The sequence below is a fragment of the Comamonas kerstersii genome (assembly GCF_002056725.1).
Taxonomy (GTDB): domain Bacteria; phylum Pseudomonadota; class Gammaproteobacteria; order Burkholderiales; family Burkholderiaceae_C; genus Comamonas; species Comamonas kerstersii.
In genome coordinates this window covers 319,176-334,479 of sequence record NZ_CP020121.1, presented here as the reverse complement: position 1 = coordinate 334,479, position 15,304 = coordinate 319,176, and the positions used below count along the sequence as shown (strand labels likewise).

Here is a 15,304-nt window from a genome sequence, read left to right as displayed (position 1 = left end):
TCCCTGATGTTGCCCCTGCTTTGTGGAGTTCTTAGCTCCCTGCTTACGCGGCCTTTTTGCGCTGTGCCTCGTACCAGCGTTTCTCGTATTGCATAGGGCTGAGATAGCCCAAGCTCGAATGCAATCTGCGGCAATTGTAGAAGGCCATCCAGTTCATGATGGCCTGCCTTGCTTGCTCCCGAGTAGCGAAGCGCTGCCCATGCACGCAAGCGGTCTTCAATCGACCCCAGAAGCTTTCGATGGGCGAGTTGTCCCAGCAATTGCCTTTGCGGCTCATGGACGAGCGTAGGCCCCAGCCTGCTAACGCAGCTTGGAAGTTCTGGCTGCAATATTGGGCTCCCCTATCGCTGTGGAAGATGGCCCCTGGCTCGGGCCGCCTTCGCCACCAAGCCATTGCCATGGCATCTTTAACCAAGCTGCTTTGCATGTGGGGCTGCAGGCTCCAGCCCACCACCTGACGGCTGAACATGTCAATCACTGCAGCCAAGTACAACCAGCCTTCATCGGTCTGGATGTAAGTGATATCTCCACACAGAAGCTGGTTAGGGGCCTGTGGCGTAAAACGCCGTTGCACCAAGTCTGGAGCTACAGGCAGACTGTGCTTGCTGTCTGTGGTCACGATGAACTTGCGCTTGGTTTTAGCTCGTATGCCATGACTTGCCATCAGCTTACGAACCCGCTCTTTGCCAATGCGCAGCCCTTTGGCTTGCAGCTCTTTGTGCATGCGAGGCCAGCCGTATTCGCCTTTAACCTGTGCATGAATGGCACGTATGTGGGCTAGGGCCAGTTCATCGCTACACAAGCGTGATACCTCACCACCGTTGCGTCTGAATCGGAAGTAACCACTGCTGCTCACTTGCAGAACATGGCAAGAAACAGCGATTGGATAGACGTTCTTCATTTGGTCGATCCAGGCATACCTCGCAGCACGTCCTGCGCGAAGTACGCCGCCGCTTTTTTTGCGATGTCACGCTCCATTCGCAGGCGTGTAACTTCGGCTCGCAGACGGCTTATCTCCATTTGCTCCGGCGTGACCTTGCTTGCACCATCGGCAACCCCAAGCTTCAGAGTACCTGCTTTTACTTGTCGCACCCAACTGCCCAAGCTGGCCTTGGGGATGCCCAGCGTCTGGCACACCTGCATCTGAGACTGCCCGCTTTGCACCAAGCGCACAGCCTCCAACCTAAATTCCTGCGTGTATGCCGCACGTACTTGCTTTGCCACCATTTCTTAGCTCCTTGTCTACATTTTGGACAAAGCTAAGAACTCCCATTTCTAGGGGCAACTTCAGTGTACTGACTTGCCAAGCGCGGGGGCTGGATGCAGTATGCACTGCAGTGTGCGGTGTTGTTTGCCGCTCTTATTGATGAGCAGAAAGGTGCTGAGCCATGTCCGAAACGTCCAAGAATCTGTCCATTCCGATTGCGCATGCGCTGGACCCCCGTCTGTCGCAGGTGCTGGAGTACTGGCTGGGCGCGGAGTTTCCAGACAACGCCTCAGCCCTGACGCGCCAGCAGCTGTGGTTTACCAAGTCGGAAACCACAGATGAGGAAATCCGCAAGCTGTTTGGTGGCCTGCTGCAGGAGGCGCTGATGGGCAAGCTTGACGGTGAGGCCCTGGAGCAGCCGCTGGGCATGCTGGCCGTGCTGATTGTGCTGGACCAGTTCACCCGCAATGCCTACCGTGGTACGGCCAAGAGCTTTGCAGGCGATGAGCGCGCCCTGGCGCTGGCGCGCAAGGCGATTGATCTGGGCTGGGACACGGACGAAAGCATTCCCACCGTGGCGCGCATTTTTATGTACCTGCCGCTGGAGCATTCGGAAGACCTGCTGATGCAGGAGCACAGCGTGGTGGCCTTTGAGCAGTTGCACCAGGAAGCACCGCCCGAGCTGCGCGAGTTCTTTGCCACGACACTGGATTACGCCATTCGCCACCGCGAGGTGATTGCACAGTTTGGGCGCTTTCCGCACCGCAATGCCATGCTGGGGCGGGAGAGCACGGCTTCAGAGCGGGACTATCTGAGCAAGCCGGGGGCCGGGTTTTAGCCGCAAGAAACTGGCGTATGAACATGCCAAAGGCTGCCGGTTGGCAGCCTTTGGTTTATGAGCATTTTTTGCTGCTAAGGCTTGTGCAGTAAGCCTTGGCAGCTATACATCTTGCTGCTCCTCTCAGCTTGAGGGCGTGAGCAAGCGTGCGTCTATGCGGTATGCCACTGGTTCCAGATGCGCTTCCAGACAGGACATGGGGTTTTGTACGGCGAGTACGTCTCCTGTGCATCCATCGGCATGCAGCGCTACGCGGTACAGCCATGCCTTGTCGCCCAAGGTGGTGAGCACTTGTCGTTCGTTCTCACTGAGATACAGCGTGGCTGCGGGGGAGGGGGAACTTTTGACTTCAATGCAGCGCTCTTCCCCATAGGTGGTGTGAATGTCGTAGCCCCGGCCCACATCGCTCTGTGCCACCAATTGCACATGGCGCTCAGGATCGGGGCAGCCCATGCGGCGCAGACGTGCCATTTCAAATTGCAGGGCGACTTGCTCGCCTTGCTGACCTATTTCACTGCGACGTTCCAGCAGGGCTTGGAACATGTCTGCGTCCATAACGCGAGCTGTGGCGGCAGTCAGGGGACTGGTGGTCACAGGTGTTGCAGGCTTTGCATGGCGGGCAGGCGCTGACATCTCGTCCAGATAGATGTCCAGCAAAGCATGCAGTGCGAAAGGTGCGACGTGCAGCATCAGCGCCTGATGGCCATGCTTGGGGCCCATATAGGTGCAGGCCAGTACGCTGGCTGCAGGCTTGGCAGTGCCTGGTGCGTATGTTTCCTTCAACAGCACACCTTCAGGCAGACGGTCGCACAGTGCTTGGCCGGACTGTGAGCTGGCACGGACATAGAGGGTCACCATGCCTTGATTGGCCTTGTCGCTGCTTGTCAGTGCCATGCGTACGACGGCAGGGGTGCCTTCAAAGCCGTAGGTCAAAGCAGGGAGTTTGCGGCCTTTGGCATCGGCGCTACTGCCGTGTCCGGTTTCATGAATGACGGAGGCACCTCGTTCTAGCAGTACGCGGTGTGCCTGAACGCATTTGTCCGCTGCCTGTTGCAGCAGCATTTCCACATCTCTCATTGCATTTCCTTCTCAACTTGTAGGTAGCGGTTGAGTGAGGGGAATGCTAATCCTCGCCAAAGCATGTAAAGGATTGATGCTCTAAATTGATGAGCAAACGCAAGAAAAAAAGCTGCCGGATGTGAGGCGGCAGGCACCATTACCGCGGTCCACTGTTCCACATTGAGCTTGGGCATGCCTGCTTCAGCAGTGGTGGGCACTTCTGGCACCTGGGCGTTGCGCTGGTCGGTCGCAATGGCGATGGCGCGCAGTTTGCCAGCCTTGACAAAGGGGATGGACTCAGGGAAGTTGCTGAAGATCACATCCAGCTGACCGGCCATCAGGTCCGACAGCGAGGGTGAGCCACCCTTGTAGGGAATGTGCTGGATGCTGGTGCCATTGAGCTGGTTGAACAGCGCCAGTGACAGGTGTGAGGGCGTACCCAGTCCGCTGGAGCCAGCGTTCAGCGGCTTTTGCTTGGCGCCTTTGACCAGATCCTCCAGGCTGTGAATAGGGCTGTTGGCAGGCACGACCACCAGCACGGGGGAGCCCGCGAGGAAGGCCACGGGCTTGAGGTCTTTGCTCAGATCAAACTTGACGCGGCCCTGAAACAGCGTGGCGTTGACGGAGTGCGTCATGTTCACGGCCAGGATGTTGTAGCCATCGGCAGCTGAACGCACGGCAGCTTCAGCCCCCAGCATGGCTCCTGCGCCGGGCTTGTTGTCGATAAGCACGTTGAGGTTCATGCGCTCGCCCAGATGCTGGCCGACCAGTCGGGCCATGACATCGGTCAGCCCACCGGGCGTAAAGGGCACGATGTAGCGCAGCACGCTGCCTGCCTTGGGATAGGCAGCATCGCTTTGCGCCCAGCTGGCGGCAGGTGCGGCCAGTGCAAGGGCGGCAGCGGCCAGCAGGGAACGGCGAGTCAGAGGGGAAGCGGAGGAAGCAAACTGGGACATGGGAAGACGCTTCGGATGTTCTGGGAGGGCGGCGTGCGATGGTTACGGCACTCAGGCCAGCTTGGCCAGGGCCTGCAGCACCTTGTCAGCCACGAGGCTGCTGACGCGTTCGTTGGATTCCACGGTCAGGCCGGCAATGTGTGGGGTGAGGATGAGGTTGGGGCAGTCCACAAAGTGCGGAGCCGCGGGCAGGGGTTCCTGCGCAAACACGTCCACCGCAGCGCCGCTGAGTTGGCCGCTGCGCAGGGCGCTGGCCAGTGCCACTTCATCCACAATGCCGCCGCGTGCGGTGTTGATGAGCACGGCACCGGGCTTCATGGTGGCCAGGCGCTGGGCATCAAACAGGTTGCGGGTGCTGTCCAGCAGCGGCATGTGCAGGCTGACGACATCGGCCTGCTGCAGCAGGGCGTCCAGCGACAGCGGCGTGACCTGGTGCTCGGCATAGACGCTGCTGTCCGCTGGCAGGGCAGGGTCATAGGCGACGACGGTGACGCCCAGTGCGCGGGCCAGACGTGCGGTGAGCTGGCCGATGGAGCCAAAGCCCACCAGCCCCAGTGTGCTGCCCGACAGTTCACGGCCCTGCGACAGGGCGCTGCGGGGCCACTGGCCCTGCGCCACCAGCTGGCTGGAGCCATAGGCACCGCGCAGCAGCAGCATGGCGGTGGCAATCACGTATTCCGCCACGCTCAGTGCATTCGCGCCGGTGGCGGGAATGACGGTGATGCCGCGTGCTTCGCAGCCTGCGACATCGATGTTGTCCAGCCCCACGCCGAGGCGCCCCACGACGCGGCACTGGCCCAGCGCAGCCAGCAGCTCACCACGCACCTGGGTGCGGTTGCGCACGATGATGGCGTCGCAGGTCTGTGCGGCAGCCAGCAGTTCGGCAGGCTTGTCGACCAGATCAGGCTGGTAGCTGACTTCGTGAGCGGCTTGCAGACGCGCCACGGCGGGCAGGTCCATAAATTCAGTAATCAGAATGCGCATGGCAGCAAGAATTCGTTCGTCCCCTGCTGCGCTGCGGGCCGCGTAACAAAGCGCCAGTCAGCCTGAGCAGTCAGAGGGCCAGACCGATGCAGCCGCTGAATCTGGCTGCTCCGGCATGGCGGGTTATGGGATTGCGGCGAATTCTATGGACGCTGATTTTTGATTTATTTATATAGAAATTATCAAAACATCCTTGGGGCGATGCTTGAAAATAAAAATGTTTTAAAACAAAGGCTTGGATTTATTTTTAATAATGAATATGGTTTAGATGAATAATCTATAAGCTATTGCTCTGAAGCCCCATATTCCGTCGGAGTCATGGGTTTTCAAAATGTGTGCAAGTACTTGCAATGACTCGCAAGGCTGCAATGCATGGCCATGAAAAAAGCCACCGGCAGTGACTGCGGTGGCTTGCATGTTTTGGGGCGCTTTTTGGGCGCCAGAGCTTGTCCATCAAACGCTGGCAGCTATCAAAATGACGAATCAGGAACGACGGCCCGTGACCGACCAGCCAGCGTGCATGTTGTTCTTGTCGTTCTCGTATTCCCAGTTGGTGCCGCAGCGCTCGCACACATAGCGGGTGATGGTGACGGTGCCGGTTTCACGCTCGCGCTTGTAGTTGCTGCCCTGGGTCAGCTCCACGTGGCCGGGAGCTTTGCGCCAGTTGCGCTGGATGCCTGTGCAGGCATCGCACAGTTCGATTTTCTTGAGTTCGGAGATACGGTCGTTTTGATCTGGATTCATGGTGTGTGCCGGGCTGTAAGGGGCCAGACTGTACAGAAATTGCCGCGCTGAGGTGTGCATAGGGGTGCTTGCCACCAGCAGTTACAGACCTGCTGGCACCCCGTGTCAGTATGTGTGGATGCACCAATTCCCCATGGGAGCAAGGCGGCATACGGCCTGCGCCGGGAATGACTTGGTAACACCTGTTCCAATCTCCGGTTTGCACAGGCTTGTGCATGCTCACTTTAGGAGCGCAGCTGACCGGGTGAGTGGCGCTGCACAGGCCGGGTGTGCGGGGCATGTGAGCGCGCTTGCTGGGATTTCTTCTGTCTGTGGTGATGGTGGCAAATTGTTGGCAGGCACTGCTGTGGCAGTGGCTGGAGAGCGGGTGTGAGCAAGGCCTTTTGCCATGACAACACTGGAGGACAGAGAACAATGACTGCAAATACACCGACGCTGGTGACGTTTGCCATTTACCTGATTGGCATGCTGCTGATTGGCTGGATGGGCTACCGCGCGACCAGCAATCTCTCGGACTACATCCTGGGCGGTCGCAGCCTGGGCAGTGTGGTGACAGCGCTGTCAGCCGGTGCTTCGGACATGAGTGGCTGGCTGCTGATGGGCTTGCCGGGGGCGGTGTTTCTGTCCGGACTGTCAGAGGCATGGATTGCCATTGGCCTGTGCATGGGTGCATGGCTGAACTGGCGTTTTGTGGCGGCACGCCTGCGTGTCTATACCGAGAAGGTGGGCAATGCGCTGACGCTGCCCGACTACTTCACCAACCGCTTTGAAGACCGCAGCAGCCTGCTGCGCATTGTGACGGCGGTGGTGATTCTGGTGTTCTTCACGATTTACTGCGCCTCGGGTGTGGTGGCGGGGGCGCGTCTGTTTGAGTCCATGTTCGGTATGGACTACCAGACCGCGCTGTGGGTGGGTGCGATTGCCACCATGGTCTATGTGTTCATCGGCGGCTTTCTGGCTGTGAGCTGGACAGACACCATTCAGGCGGCGCTGATGATTACGGCGCTGATTCTGGCACCGCTGATGGTGATCTACGCCGATGGTGGCGTGGGTGCTTCCATGGACGTAATTGCTACGGCACGTGAGGGTGCGTTTGACATGCTCAAGGGCCATGGCTGGATTGCCATCATCTCGCTGCTGGCCTGGGGTCTGGGTTACTTTGGCCAGCCTCACATTCTGGTGCGTTTCATGGCGGCGGAGTCGGTCAAGACCATTCCCAACGCCCGCCGCATTGGCATGACCTGGATGATTCTGTGCCTGGGTGGCGCGGTAGCCGTGGGCTTTTTTGGCATTGCCTACTTTGGCTCGCGCCCCGAGGTGGCTGGTGCGGTGAATGCCAATGCAGAGACCGTGTTCCTGGAAGTGGCCAAGCTGCTGTTCAACCCCTGGATTGCCGGCGTGCTGCTGGCTGCCGTGCTGGCAGCGGTGATGTCTACCTTGTCGTGCCAGCTGCTGGTGTGCTCCAGCGCGCTGACGCAGGACATCTACAAGCAGTTCCTGCACAAGCGTGCCAGCGACAAGGAACTGGTGTGGTTTGGCCGTGCCATGGTGTTTGCGATTGCCGTGATTGCCATCCTGATTGCGCAGGACCCCAACTCCAAGGTGCTGGGCATGGTGAGCTATGCGTGGGCAGGCTTTGGTGCGGCCTTTGGCCCCATCGTGCTGTTCTCGCTGCTGTGGAAGCGCATGACCCGTAACGGCGCGCTGGCTGGCATGCTGGTGGGTGCGATAACGGTGCTGGTGTGGAAGCAGTATGGCTGGCTGAATCTGTATGAAATCGTGCCTGGCTTTGTGTTCTCGTCCATCGCCATTGTGGTGGTGAGCTGGCTGGGCAAGCCACCTTCCGAGCGCGTGCAGCAGGTGTATGCTGAAGTGGAGCAGGAAATCGCTCGCAGCGGCCAGTAAGCCAAAACTGCAGCATTGCCAGAAAAACCGCCGGGAGATCTACCCCGGCGGTTTTTTTATGTCTGCTTGCACTCACATGCCTTGCTACCTGGACGGCAAAAGCCTTGGCTGGCAGCAGCTGGTTCGGCAGCAGGGGCGGCAAAGGTGCAGACCCCAAGGGTGAGTTTCTGAGCGGATGTTTCTTGCGTTATAAGTGCTGTACCAGTGCAGCGGTTCGGCCAAGGCGGTGATCTCTGCATGGCCTGTCTGCATTGTCACGCTCACCAGGAAGCTCATGCCTCACCCCATACAGATCAAAGCCACGGAAAAACTTGCCATCAAAACGGTGCTGCTATCTCTGGTCATCGGCACGCTGGTGGGCTTTGTCGGTATTTTTTTTGAGATGGCCACCAGCTGGGTATTCGGCCAGCGTTCGGTCTGGGTGGACCAGTGGTTTTCCAACACCTATGCCGTGATTGCTGCCACGTTCACCGTGTCTGCGCTGCTGGCGGGTGCTTCCTACTACATCGTCAAGCGTTTTGCGCCAGAGACGGGGGGCTCGGGCATTCCGGAGATTGAAGCCTCCATGCAGGACCTGCGCCCTGTGCGCTGGTGGCGTGTGATTCCGGTGAAGTTTCTGGGTGGCGTGGGCAGCCTGGGCTCTGGCATGGTGCTGGGCCGTGAAGGCCCGACTGTGCAGCTGGGCGCCAATATCGGCCAGATGGTGGCAGATGTCGGGCGCGTCAAAGACAGGGAAACCCGCCACACCCTGCTGGCAGCCGGTTCCGCAGCGGGCTTGACCACGGCCTTTAACGCGCCGCTGGCAGGCATCCTTTTCGTGATCGAAGAGATGCGTTCGGAGTTCAACTACAACCTGATTTCGGTCAAGGCGGTGTTTGTGGGGGCCGTCATGGCGACGATTGCATGCCGCATGGTCAGTGGGCAGTCGCCCATTTTGCTGCTGGGCAGCTATGACATGCCTGCACAGAGCACGCTGTGGCTGTATCTGGTGTTGGGGCTGCTGTTTGGCGTCATCGGTATTGGCTTCAACAAGTTCCTGCTGTGGCTGCAGCAGAAGTTTCTGGACTTCTATCAGGGCAGCATGCTGCGCTTTGTGCTCACGGGGGCTTTTATTGGCGGGTGCTGCGGCCTGTTTGGTCTGTATCTGCCGCAGGCCGTGGGCGGCGGCTTTGATGTGGTGCACCAGGTATCTGCCGGGCAGATTGGTCTGGGCCTGCTGATGCTGGTGTTCGTGCTGCGGTTTCTGACATCCACCATCAGCTTCAGTTCTGGTGCTGCGGGCGGTATTTTCTCGCCCCTGCTGGCGCTGGGAGCCAGCTTTGGTGGCATCTTTGGCTATGTGGCCGACATGATGTTTCCGGAGAGTCAGCTACAGATGGGCTCGTTCGTGATCGCAGGCATGGGGGCGCTGTTCGCCGCCACGGTGCGCGCTCCGTTGACGGGGACAGTGCTGGTGCTGGAGATGACGGCCAGCTACACACTGCTGCTGCCCATGATCATCACCTGCCTGGGAGCCACCATCGTGGCGCAGTGGCTGGGCGGCAGGCCGCTGTACACCGTGCTGATGGAAAAAATCCTGGAGCGCAACGGCATTCCCTACGAGCGCAAGGAATAGGCCGCTGCGAGGCGGCAGAGAGAGCTGAGAGGCCGTATCAGCGCACGCGGCCTACGCTGGCATCAATCTCGCCATAGACGGTGATGCCGCTGGACGAGCCTGCAGAAGTCTCACCGGGCTGGTAGCTGCCAGAAGATGCGCAGCCGCTCAGGGCTGTGGAGATGGCGAGGGCCAGAATGGCCAGATAGCGTGTGTGCATGGAAAAACTCCTTGGCCTGCAGGCTAAACCATATCTGGCGCAGCAGTCGTAAGCAGCTGTCATGCACTCTGGTCCTGCTGCAGTGCTTCAGCCCTGAGGCAGATAGCGCAGCGCTGCTTCCACCAGTTTCATGGTGGCTAGTGGGTCATCGCAGGCAATGGTGTGGCGCTGGGGCATGCTGCGCAGCCAGGTGATCTGGCGCTTGGCCAGCTGGCGCGTGGCGGCAATGCCTTTCTCGCGCACCAGATGCAGGTTGATGTCAGTTGCGCCTTTGCGTTCCTGCCAGTCCAGCTCTTCCCAGACCTGGCGGTAGCCCACGCAGCGCATGCTGGGCAGATCGGGGTTGAGGTCGCCACGTGCGCGCAGGGCTTTGACTTCGTCAATAAAGCCCGCGTTCAGCATGCTCTCATAGCGCTGAGCAATGCGTGCATGCAGCCAGGCACGGTCATTGGGTTCCAAGGAAAAAAGCGTGCAATCGAAGGCTGGTCCTGCCTCAGCAGCTCTCTTTTTTGCCTGATGAAAGCTCGACAGTGGCTGGCCGGAGACATGCCAGACCTCCAGCGCACGCTGAATGCGCTGGCTATCGCCAGGTGCCAGGCGGGCTGCGGTTTCAGGGTCCACCTTGGCCAGTTCTGCATGCATGGCAGGCCAGCCTATTTCAGCCGCCTGTGCATCCAACTTGGCTCGCACTTCAGGATCGGCTGCGGGCATTTCATCAATGCCATCCAGCAGTGCCTTGAAGTACAGCATGGTGCCACCCACCAGCAGCGGGATAGCGCCGCGTGCACGAATCTCGGCGACCAGGCGCTGGGTGTCCTGCACAAACTCTGCTGCGCTGTAGGACTGAAGAGGGTCGATGATGTCAATCAGGTGGTGGGGAACGGCTGCCTGTTCTTCAGGGGTGGGCTTGGCCGTACCAATGTCCATGCCGCGATAGACCAGGGCAGAGTCCACGCTGATGATTTCGCTGGCCTGGCCGCGCTGAGCCAGTACGGCAGCCAGTGCCAGTGCGCCATTGGTTTTGCCGGAGGCAGTCGGGCCTGCAATCGCGATGCAGGGCAGGGGGGAAGTGGAGGCTGTCAAGGTCAAGCAGGAACAAACAAATCAAACCGGGCGACAGCCTGCATCGAAGGCATCAGTGGCTGCCGGGTTCGCCATGGCGGCGCACCAGCGTCCATGATGCCAAGGCTGCGCACAGGCACCAGAAGCTCAATCCGAAAACCAAGGGGTATACAGTGCCATTGAAGCTGCGGCCCAGCACCTGTCCGGAGGCAAAGGCAAACAGCATCATGATGAAGCCATTGAGTGCAGAAGCCATGCCTGCGGCCTGTGGAAAGGGGCTGATGGCGCCACTTTGCCCGCAGGGCTGCTGAAGGCCGTGGGAGACGGAAAACAGCATGCAGGTGGCTGCATAGGGCAGGCCATGGCGCACATCGCTGAATGCCAGTGCCAGCAAAATGGCGGCACAGGCTACCGCCAGGCAGCCTGCGAAGGCCACGGTCTGGCGCAGGCCAATGCGTTGCAGCAGCTTGCGGCACAAAATGGTGCCACCGATGTAGAGCATGCCGTTGCACGAAAGCAGCCAGCCCACTTGCCCGGGCGTCCAGCCCAGTACCTGTATAAAGACAAAAGGGGATGCTGTGAGAAAGATCACCAGACTGCCATAGGAGCTGGTGGTGGTAGCTGTGTAGGCCAGAAAGGTGCGGTGGCGCAGAATCTGTGACCAGCTGCTCAGCAGCAGCCGTGGCTGCAGTGCCTGCTTGTTGGGCTGCTGCACGCTTTCACGAAAACGCAGCCAGACCATGAGCCAGCCGATGATGCCCACCACGCCCAGTGCGGCCATGGTGGCACGCCAGCCGTACTGGGTGGTCAGCCAGCTGCCAAGGATGGGGCTGGTGCAGGCAATCAGCCCCAGCCCGGTCAGTGCCTTGGACATGACATGTGCACCTTCTACGGGCTGGTACAGGTCACGCACAATGGCGCGCCCGGCCATGACCACAGCGCCCAGTGCCATGCCCTGTGCACTGCGCATGGTGATCAGCATGTTCATGTCAGGAGCCAGCATGCAGCCAAAGCCAGACAGGGCATACAGCGCAATGCCGGTGAGCAGAATGGGGCGGCGACCAAAGCGGTCAGACAGCGGCCCCCACACCAGCTGTGAGCAGCCAAATGCCAGCACCATGGCGTAGAAGGTGGTCTGGGTCTGGGCCACGGTGGCCTGCAGCTGCTGTGAGATTTGCGGCAGGGCGGGCAGGTACAGGTCCGTGGTCAATGGCTGAAAGCCCAGCAGCACGGCCAGCAGTACAACGATGAAGACGGGGGACATGACGGCTGGTGCCGCCGCCGCAGTGGCAGGGGTATGAGACACGAAGCAGGAATCCAGTACAAACAAAAGCCGCTGTTGCGCTGCGGCATGCGCAGGCTAGCAGAGTTGTCTGCTGTGTGGTGTCGCTTGGGTCAGACGTTTCAGGTGAAAAATGCCGATAACGCCCATGGAATGAGCCGATGCAGCTATGGAATTTTCTGAGTATCTGACCTTGGCCTGCCAGAGGGCATCGATTGCATCTATGCTTGTGCGCCGCGGGCAGCAGCACGGCTGCCCCTGCTTGAAAAGGACAATGTGATGATGTTGTTGGGTATTGCTGCCAACCGGCTCCACCACCAAACCGAAGATGCCGCCCTGTTTGCACTGCTGCGCGCGTGCGAGTCCGGCATTCGTGAACTGCACCTGGGCCTGCATGCCGTGGGCCGTACCTATGACGCCATTGCGGCAGCCGACATGCTGCACCGTTACCCTGGTCTGGTGCGCTATCCCTATGGCCGTGAAGGTGGCCTGATGAAGCTGGTGGCCGAGGTGGTGGGCATGGGGGAAGGGCGTACGCTGGACGGTGCGATCTACCTCACGGACCCGGTGGATCCATCGTCCATCTTTCCCGAAGCGCTGGCGCTCAAGCGCCAGTGCGTGATTCACGGCAAGCCTTTTCTGTCTACGGTGGCCAGCGCCCGTGACTGGATAGAGATGGAGCGCATGCATGCAGGTCTGCAGCCCGACCGTAATGCCGACCGCTTCCACGACTACGAAAACCAGACCGTGGCGCTGATTGCCCACGATGCCATGAAGCCTGCCATGCTGGAATTCGCGGAAAAGAACTTTGCGTTGCTCTCACGCTTCAAGCGCCGTGTGGGCACAGGCACCACGGGCCAGCGCCTGAATGAAATGGCCTGGAGCAAAGGCTGGCCCGCAGACAAACCCTGGGTGGATCGATACAACAGCGGCCCGCTGGGTGGCGATGCACAGATTGCCGATCTGGTGCTGGAGCGCCGCTGCCAGCGCGCCATTTTCTTTGAAGACCCGCATGTGGCACGCCAGCATGAGGCCGACATCCAGTTGCTGGAGCGCGCCGTAACCACGGTGACGCACGAGGCTGTGTGCATCACCACACCCAAGGTGGCGCAGCGCTGGTGCGATGCAGCCACCTTGCGCGCAGGTTGACCGCGCAGGCCACAGTTGTCACAAAAACCATGGCTTGCTTGATCCGCATCAGGAAGCCTGTTCAGGCCTGTCAGGAGGTGAGGGCAGACGAGGCATTATGGAAAACCCTAGTACGAGTAATCAGAGATTTCCATGACTCCACGTTCTGTTTCTTCTCCCAAAAAGTTTTTGATTGGCGCTGGTCTTTTCAATCAGGTGGGCGAATACATCGCCGAGCATGGTGATTTCGTCTGCATCATTGCCGACCAGTTCTTCCAGCAGCGCATCGTTGAGCAGACCGTGCCCCAGCTGGCGGCTCAGGGCATTCGTGCCCATGTAGAAGTGTTTGGCGGCGAGTGCACCACCGATGAAGTGGCACGCCTGGAAGCTGCCGTGAAAGCGGCGGGTTGCAATGTGCTGCTGGGTGTGGGTGGTGGCAAGGGCCTGGACGTGACCAAGGCCGTAGCCCACAACTGCAAGCTGCCCCAGATTCTGGTGCCCACGATTGCATCGACTGATGCCCCCTGCACGGCCCTGTCTGTGATCTACAAGCCCAACGGCGAGTTTGACCACTACCTGTTCATGCCCCACAACCCCGATACCGTGCTGGCTGACACGCAGATCATTGCGCAGGCACCCGCACGCTTTTTCGCAGCGGGCGTGGGCGATGCACTGGCGACCTACTTTGAAGCCCGTGCGGCATGGCGCTGCAATGGCACCAACCTGATTCTCAAGCGTCCCTCGCGCACGGGGCTGGGGCTGGGTGAGATGTGCTATGAAATCCTGCGCAAGAACATTGATGCCGCCATGGACGCTGTGCGCAACAAGGCGGTGACGCCAGCCCTCGAAGAAACCATTGAAGCCACGATCTACCTGAGCGGTGTAGGTGCGGAAGCAGCCGGTGTGGCAGCGGCTCACGCTGTGAACAATGGCATGGCTGTGGTGCCTGCACTGCACAACGCCCAGCACGGTGAGAAAGTGGCCTTTGGCCTGCTGACCCAACTGGTGCTGGAAAACGCGCCTTTGGCAGAGGTGGAAGAAGTGATCCGCATCATCAAGGCTGCGGACCTGCCCCTGTCGTTGCGCGACTTTGGCCTGACCGAATGGGTGGAGGCTGAGTGGCGGCAGGTGGCCAAGCTGGCCTGCGACAAGAACGACACCATGGGCAATATGGGGCGCGTGATCACCGAGGAAGAGGTGTATGACGCGATGCTGGCGGCCAATGCCTTGGCGGAGCGTTACCACGATTAAGCGCTGCGTACGGGCTGACTGGCTGCATGGCCTGCAGCCAGTGCGCTTCAGGTTTGGTCATGCTTTGCAGGCGCGCTAGGATGGTTGCATCTCCCACAGCAATGGTGGGATGTACGGCATTGAAAGGAAAAGCATGACTGACCATGATTTGCGACCACCCCTGCAGCAAAAGCATCGCCCAACGGGCACTAGTAAGTGGCTGGTGGGGGGCGTCGTGATCGCTGTCGCCGCAGCTGTAGCCTGGTACACCAAGGATGACTGGCTGACGCAAGAGACTGTGCCTGTACCGACGCCGCCTGCCATCCCTGCTACTCCACCAGAGCCCGAGACGGTTGCGCCTGAACAGGCTGTGCCAGCAGCACCCCTGCGGGAGCTGACACCGCAAACGGAGCCAGGCCCTCAGCACCCTGTGCCCGAGCAGGTGGGGGATGTGCAGCCCGTGGCGGATGCAGCTTCGCTGGACCGCTGGGCTGTCGAATGGCTGGGCAAGCCTGCGCTGAAGTTCCTGATGCTGCCAGGTCTGGCCCACCATGTGGTGGCTACCATCGATAACCTGCCGCGCAGTCATGCAGCGCCGCACCTGTGGCCGCTGTCGCCCGTGGGCGGCAAGATATTGCTGGAGGAAGGCGCTGAGGGGCAGCAGATCGCACCAGCCAACAGTGCCCGTTATGACGCCGTGGTGGACTTTGTGACTGGCATCGCCCCCACACAGGCGGCAAGCTGGTATCGACAGGCCTACCCCGTGCTGCAGACGACCTATGAAGAGCTGGGCTATCCCGGTCAATATTTCAATGACCGATTGGTGGAAGTCATTGACCATCTGCTGCTCACGCCCGAGCCAGCAGGGCCGCTGGCTGTAACGCTGGTGCAGGTACAGGGCCAGATCGCGCCGCAGCAGCCTTGGCTGCGCTACGAATATGCTGATCCTCAGCTGCAGTCACTGTCTGCAGGGCAGAAGATCTTGCTGCGCCTGGGGGCAGAGCACCGCCAGCGCCTCAAGACTTATTTGCAGGACGTGCGCGCGCAGGTTGCAGGTCACTGATCCAGGCAATGGATCCAGGCATCAGGCTATGC

14 protein-coding genes are annotated in these 15,304 nt (G+C 59.9%); 6 read left to right on the top strand and 8 right to left on the bottom strand.

From position 1 onward, the window contains the following. Nucleotides 1–43: 43 nt before the first annotated feature. Nucleotides 44–1,227 (bottom strand): IS3 family transposase gene (locus tag B5M06_RS01540; RefSeq protein WP_114070859.1). Its coding sequence is split into 2 segments (ribosomal slippage): nucleotides 44–951 and nucleotides 951–1,227, totalling 1,185 coding nucleotides; the frame shifts between segments, so codons are not numbered across the junction. Nucleotides 1,228–1,388: 161 nt separating this feature from the next. Between B5M06_RS01540 and B5M06_RS01535 the strand changes: the two genes are divergently transcribed. Then, a complete protein-coding gene (locus B5M06_RS01535; protein ID WP_054065518.1) occupies nucleotides 1,389–2,045 on the top strand; it encodes a DUF924 family protein in 657 nt (218 codons plus the stop codon). A gap of 123 nt (nucleotides 2,046–2,168) precedes the next feature. Here the strand turns inward: B5M06_RS01535 and B5M06_RS01530 are convergent, their stop codons facing one another. The 4 genes from B5M06_RS01530 to B5M06_RS01515 all read right to left on the bottom strand — a co-directional run bounded on the left by B5M06_RS01530 (nucleotide 2,169) and on the right by B5M06_RS01515 (nucleotide 5,788). Next, nucleotides 2,169–3,122, bottom strand: coding sequence for a protein NO VEIN domain-containing protein (locus B5M06_RS01530; RefSeq protein WP_054065517.1), 954 nt, complete (start codon nucleotides 3,120–3,122; stop codon nucleotides 2,169–2,171). Continuing rightward, nucleotides 3,119–4,060: a Bug family tripartite tricarboxylate transporter substrate binding protein gene (locus B5M06_RS01525; protein ID WP_080025134.1), complete on the bottom strand. Its 942-nt coding sequence runs from the start codon at nucleotides 4,058–4,060 to the stop codon at nucleotides 3,119–3,121. The genes B5M06_RS01530 and B5M06_RS01525 overlap by 4 nt, the downstream gene beginning before the upstream one ends. Nucleotides 4,061–4,111: 51 nt before the next feature. After that, on the bottom strand, nucleotides 4,112–5,044 hold the full coding sequence (locus B5M06_RS01520) for a hydroxyacid dehydrogenase (RefSeq protein WP_054065516.1): 933 nt from the start codon (nucleotides 5,042–5,044) through the stop codon (nucleotides 4,112–4,114). A gap of 483 nt (nucleotides 5,045–5,527) precedes the next feature. Next, nucleotides 5,528–5,788, bottom strand: a complete 261-nt coding sequence (locus B5M06_RS01515) for a hypothetical protein (protein ID WP_054065525.1) — start codon at nucleotides 5,786–5,788, stop codon at nucleotides 5,528–5,530. Between the two features lie 414 nt (nucleotides 5,789–6,202). Here B5M06_RS01515 and putP point away from each other — a divergent pair, with 414 nt between their 5' ends. Together putP and clcA are read left to right on the top strand one after the other, a co-directional pair. After that, nucleotides 6,203–7,693, top strand: a complete 1,491-nt coding sequence (gene putP / locus B5M06_RS01510) for a sodium/proline symporter PutP (RefSeq protein ID WP_054065515.1) — start codon at nucleotides 6,203–6,205, stop codon at nucleotides 7,691–7,693. A 274-nt stretch (nucleotides 7,694–7,967) separates the two neighbouring features. Then, nucleotides 7,968–9,308 carry a H(+)/Cl(-) exchange transporter ClcA gene (clcA, locus tag B5M06_RS01505; protein ID WP_054065524.1) on the top strand — a complete coding sequence of 447 codons (1,341 nt, stop codon included), beginning with the start codon at nucleotides 7,968–7,970 and terminating at the stop codon, nucleotides 9,306–9,308. 37 nt (nucleotides 9,309–9,345) lie between these two features. Here the strand turns inward: clcA and B5M06_RS17220 are convergent, their stop codons facing one another. The 3 genes from B5M06_RS17220 to B5M06_RS01495 form a co-directional block, all read right to left on the bottom strand. Further along, complete coding sequence (locus B5M06_RS17220; protein WP_165442787.1) at nucleotides 9,346–9,507, bottom strand: hypothetical protein; 162 nt, start codon at nucleotides 9,505–9,507, stop codon at nucleotides 9,346–9,348. 87 nt (nucleotides 9,508–9,594) lie between these two features. Next, complete coding sequence (gene miaA, locus B5M06_RS01500) at nucleotides 9,595–10,590, bottom strand: tRNA (adenosine(37)-N6)-dimethylallyltransferase MiaA (RefSeq protein WP_054065514.1); 996 nt, start codon at nucleotides 10,588–10,590, stop codon at nucleotides 9,595–9,597. 52 nt (nucleotides 10,591–10,642) lie between these two features. Beyond that, nucleotides 10,643–11,875, bottom strand: a complete 1,233-nt coding sequence (locus B5M06_RS01495) for a multidrug effflux MFS transporter (protein WP_054065523.1) — start codon at nucleotides 11,873–11,875, stop codon at nucleotides 10,643–10,645. A 258-nt stretch (nucleotides 11,876–12,133) separates the two neighbouring features. Here B5M06_RS01495 and B5M06_RS01490 point away from each other — a divergent pair, with 258 nt between their 5' ends. From B5M06_RS01490 to B5M06_RS01480, 3 genes are all read left to right on the top strand, one after another. Continuing rightward, nucleotides 12,134–13,000, top strand: coding sequence for a methylglyoxal synthase (locus B5M06_RS01490; RefSeq protein WP_054065522.1), 867 nt, complete (start codon nucleotides 12,134–12,136; stop codon nucleotides 12,998–13,000). A gap of 132 nt (nucleotides 13,001–13,132) precedes the next feature. Next, nucleotides 13,133–14,230 carry a glycerol dehydrogenase gene (locus tag B5M06_RS01485; RefSeq protein WP_054065513.1) on the top strand — a complete coding sequence of 366 codons (1,098 nt, stop codon included), beginning with the start codon at nucleotides 13,133–13,135 and terminating at the stop codon, nucleotides 14,228–14,230. 133 nt (nucleotides 14,231–14,363) lie between these two features. Further along, nucleotides 14,364–15,272, top strand: a complete 909-nt coding sequence (locus B5M06_RS01480) for a DUF3014 domain-containing protein (protein WP_054065521.1) — start codon at nucleotides 14,364–14,366, stop codon at nucleotides 15,270–15,272. The last annotated feature ends 32 nt before the right edge of the window (nucleotides 15,273–15,304 follow it).

Bases quoted from the DNA above. Each gene is read 5' to 3' on its own strand.
- B5M06_RS01525 (WP_080025134.1), bottom strand. From the start codon at position 4,060: ATGTCCCAGTTTGCTTCCTCCGCTTCCCCTCTGACTCGCCGTTCCCTG.
- B5M06_RS17220 (WP_165442787.1), bottom strand. From the start codon at position 9,507: ATGCACACACGCTATCTGGCCATTCTGGCCCTCGCCATCTCCACAGCC.
- B5M06_RS01480 (WP_054065521.1), top strand. From the start codon at position 14,364: ATGACTGACCATGATTTGCGACCACCCCTGCAGCAAAAGCATCGCCCA.
- B5M06_RS01530 (WP_054065517.1), bottom strand. From the start codon at position 3,122: ATGAGAGATGTGGAAATGCTGCTGCAACAGGCAGCGGACAAATGCGTT.
- putP (WP_054065515.1), top strand. From the start codon at position 6,203: ATGACTGCAAATACACCGACGCTGGTGACGTTTGCCATTTACCTGATT.
- B5M06_RS01515 (WP_054065525.1), bottom strand. From the start codon at position 5,788: ATGAATCCAGATCAAAACGACCGTATCTCCGAACTCAAGAAAATCGAA.
- B5M06_RS01485 (WP_054065513.1), top strand. From the start codon at position 13,133: ATGACTCCACGTTCTGTTTCTTCTCCCAAAAAGTTTTTGATTGGCGCT.
- B5M06_RS01520 (WP_054065516.1), bottom strand. From the start codon at position 5,044: ATGCGCATTCTGATTACTGAATTTATGGACCTGCCCGCCGTGGCGCGT.
- B5M06_RS01535 (WP_054065518.1), top strand. From the start codon at position 1,389: ATGTCCGAAACGTCCAAGAATCTGTCCATTCCGATTGCGCATGCGCTG.
- B5M06_RS01490 (WP_054065522.1), top strand. From the start codon at position 12,134: ATGTTGTTGGGTATTGCTGCCAACCGGCTCCACCACCAAACCGAAGAT.
- clcA (WP_054065524.1), top strand. From the start codon at position 7,968: ATGCCTCACCCCATACAGATCAAAGCCACGGAAAAACTTGCCATCAAA.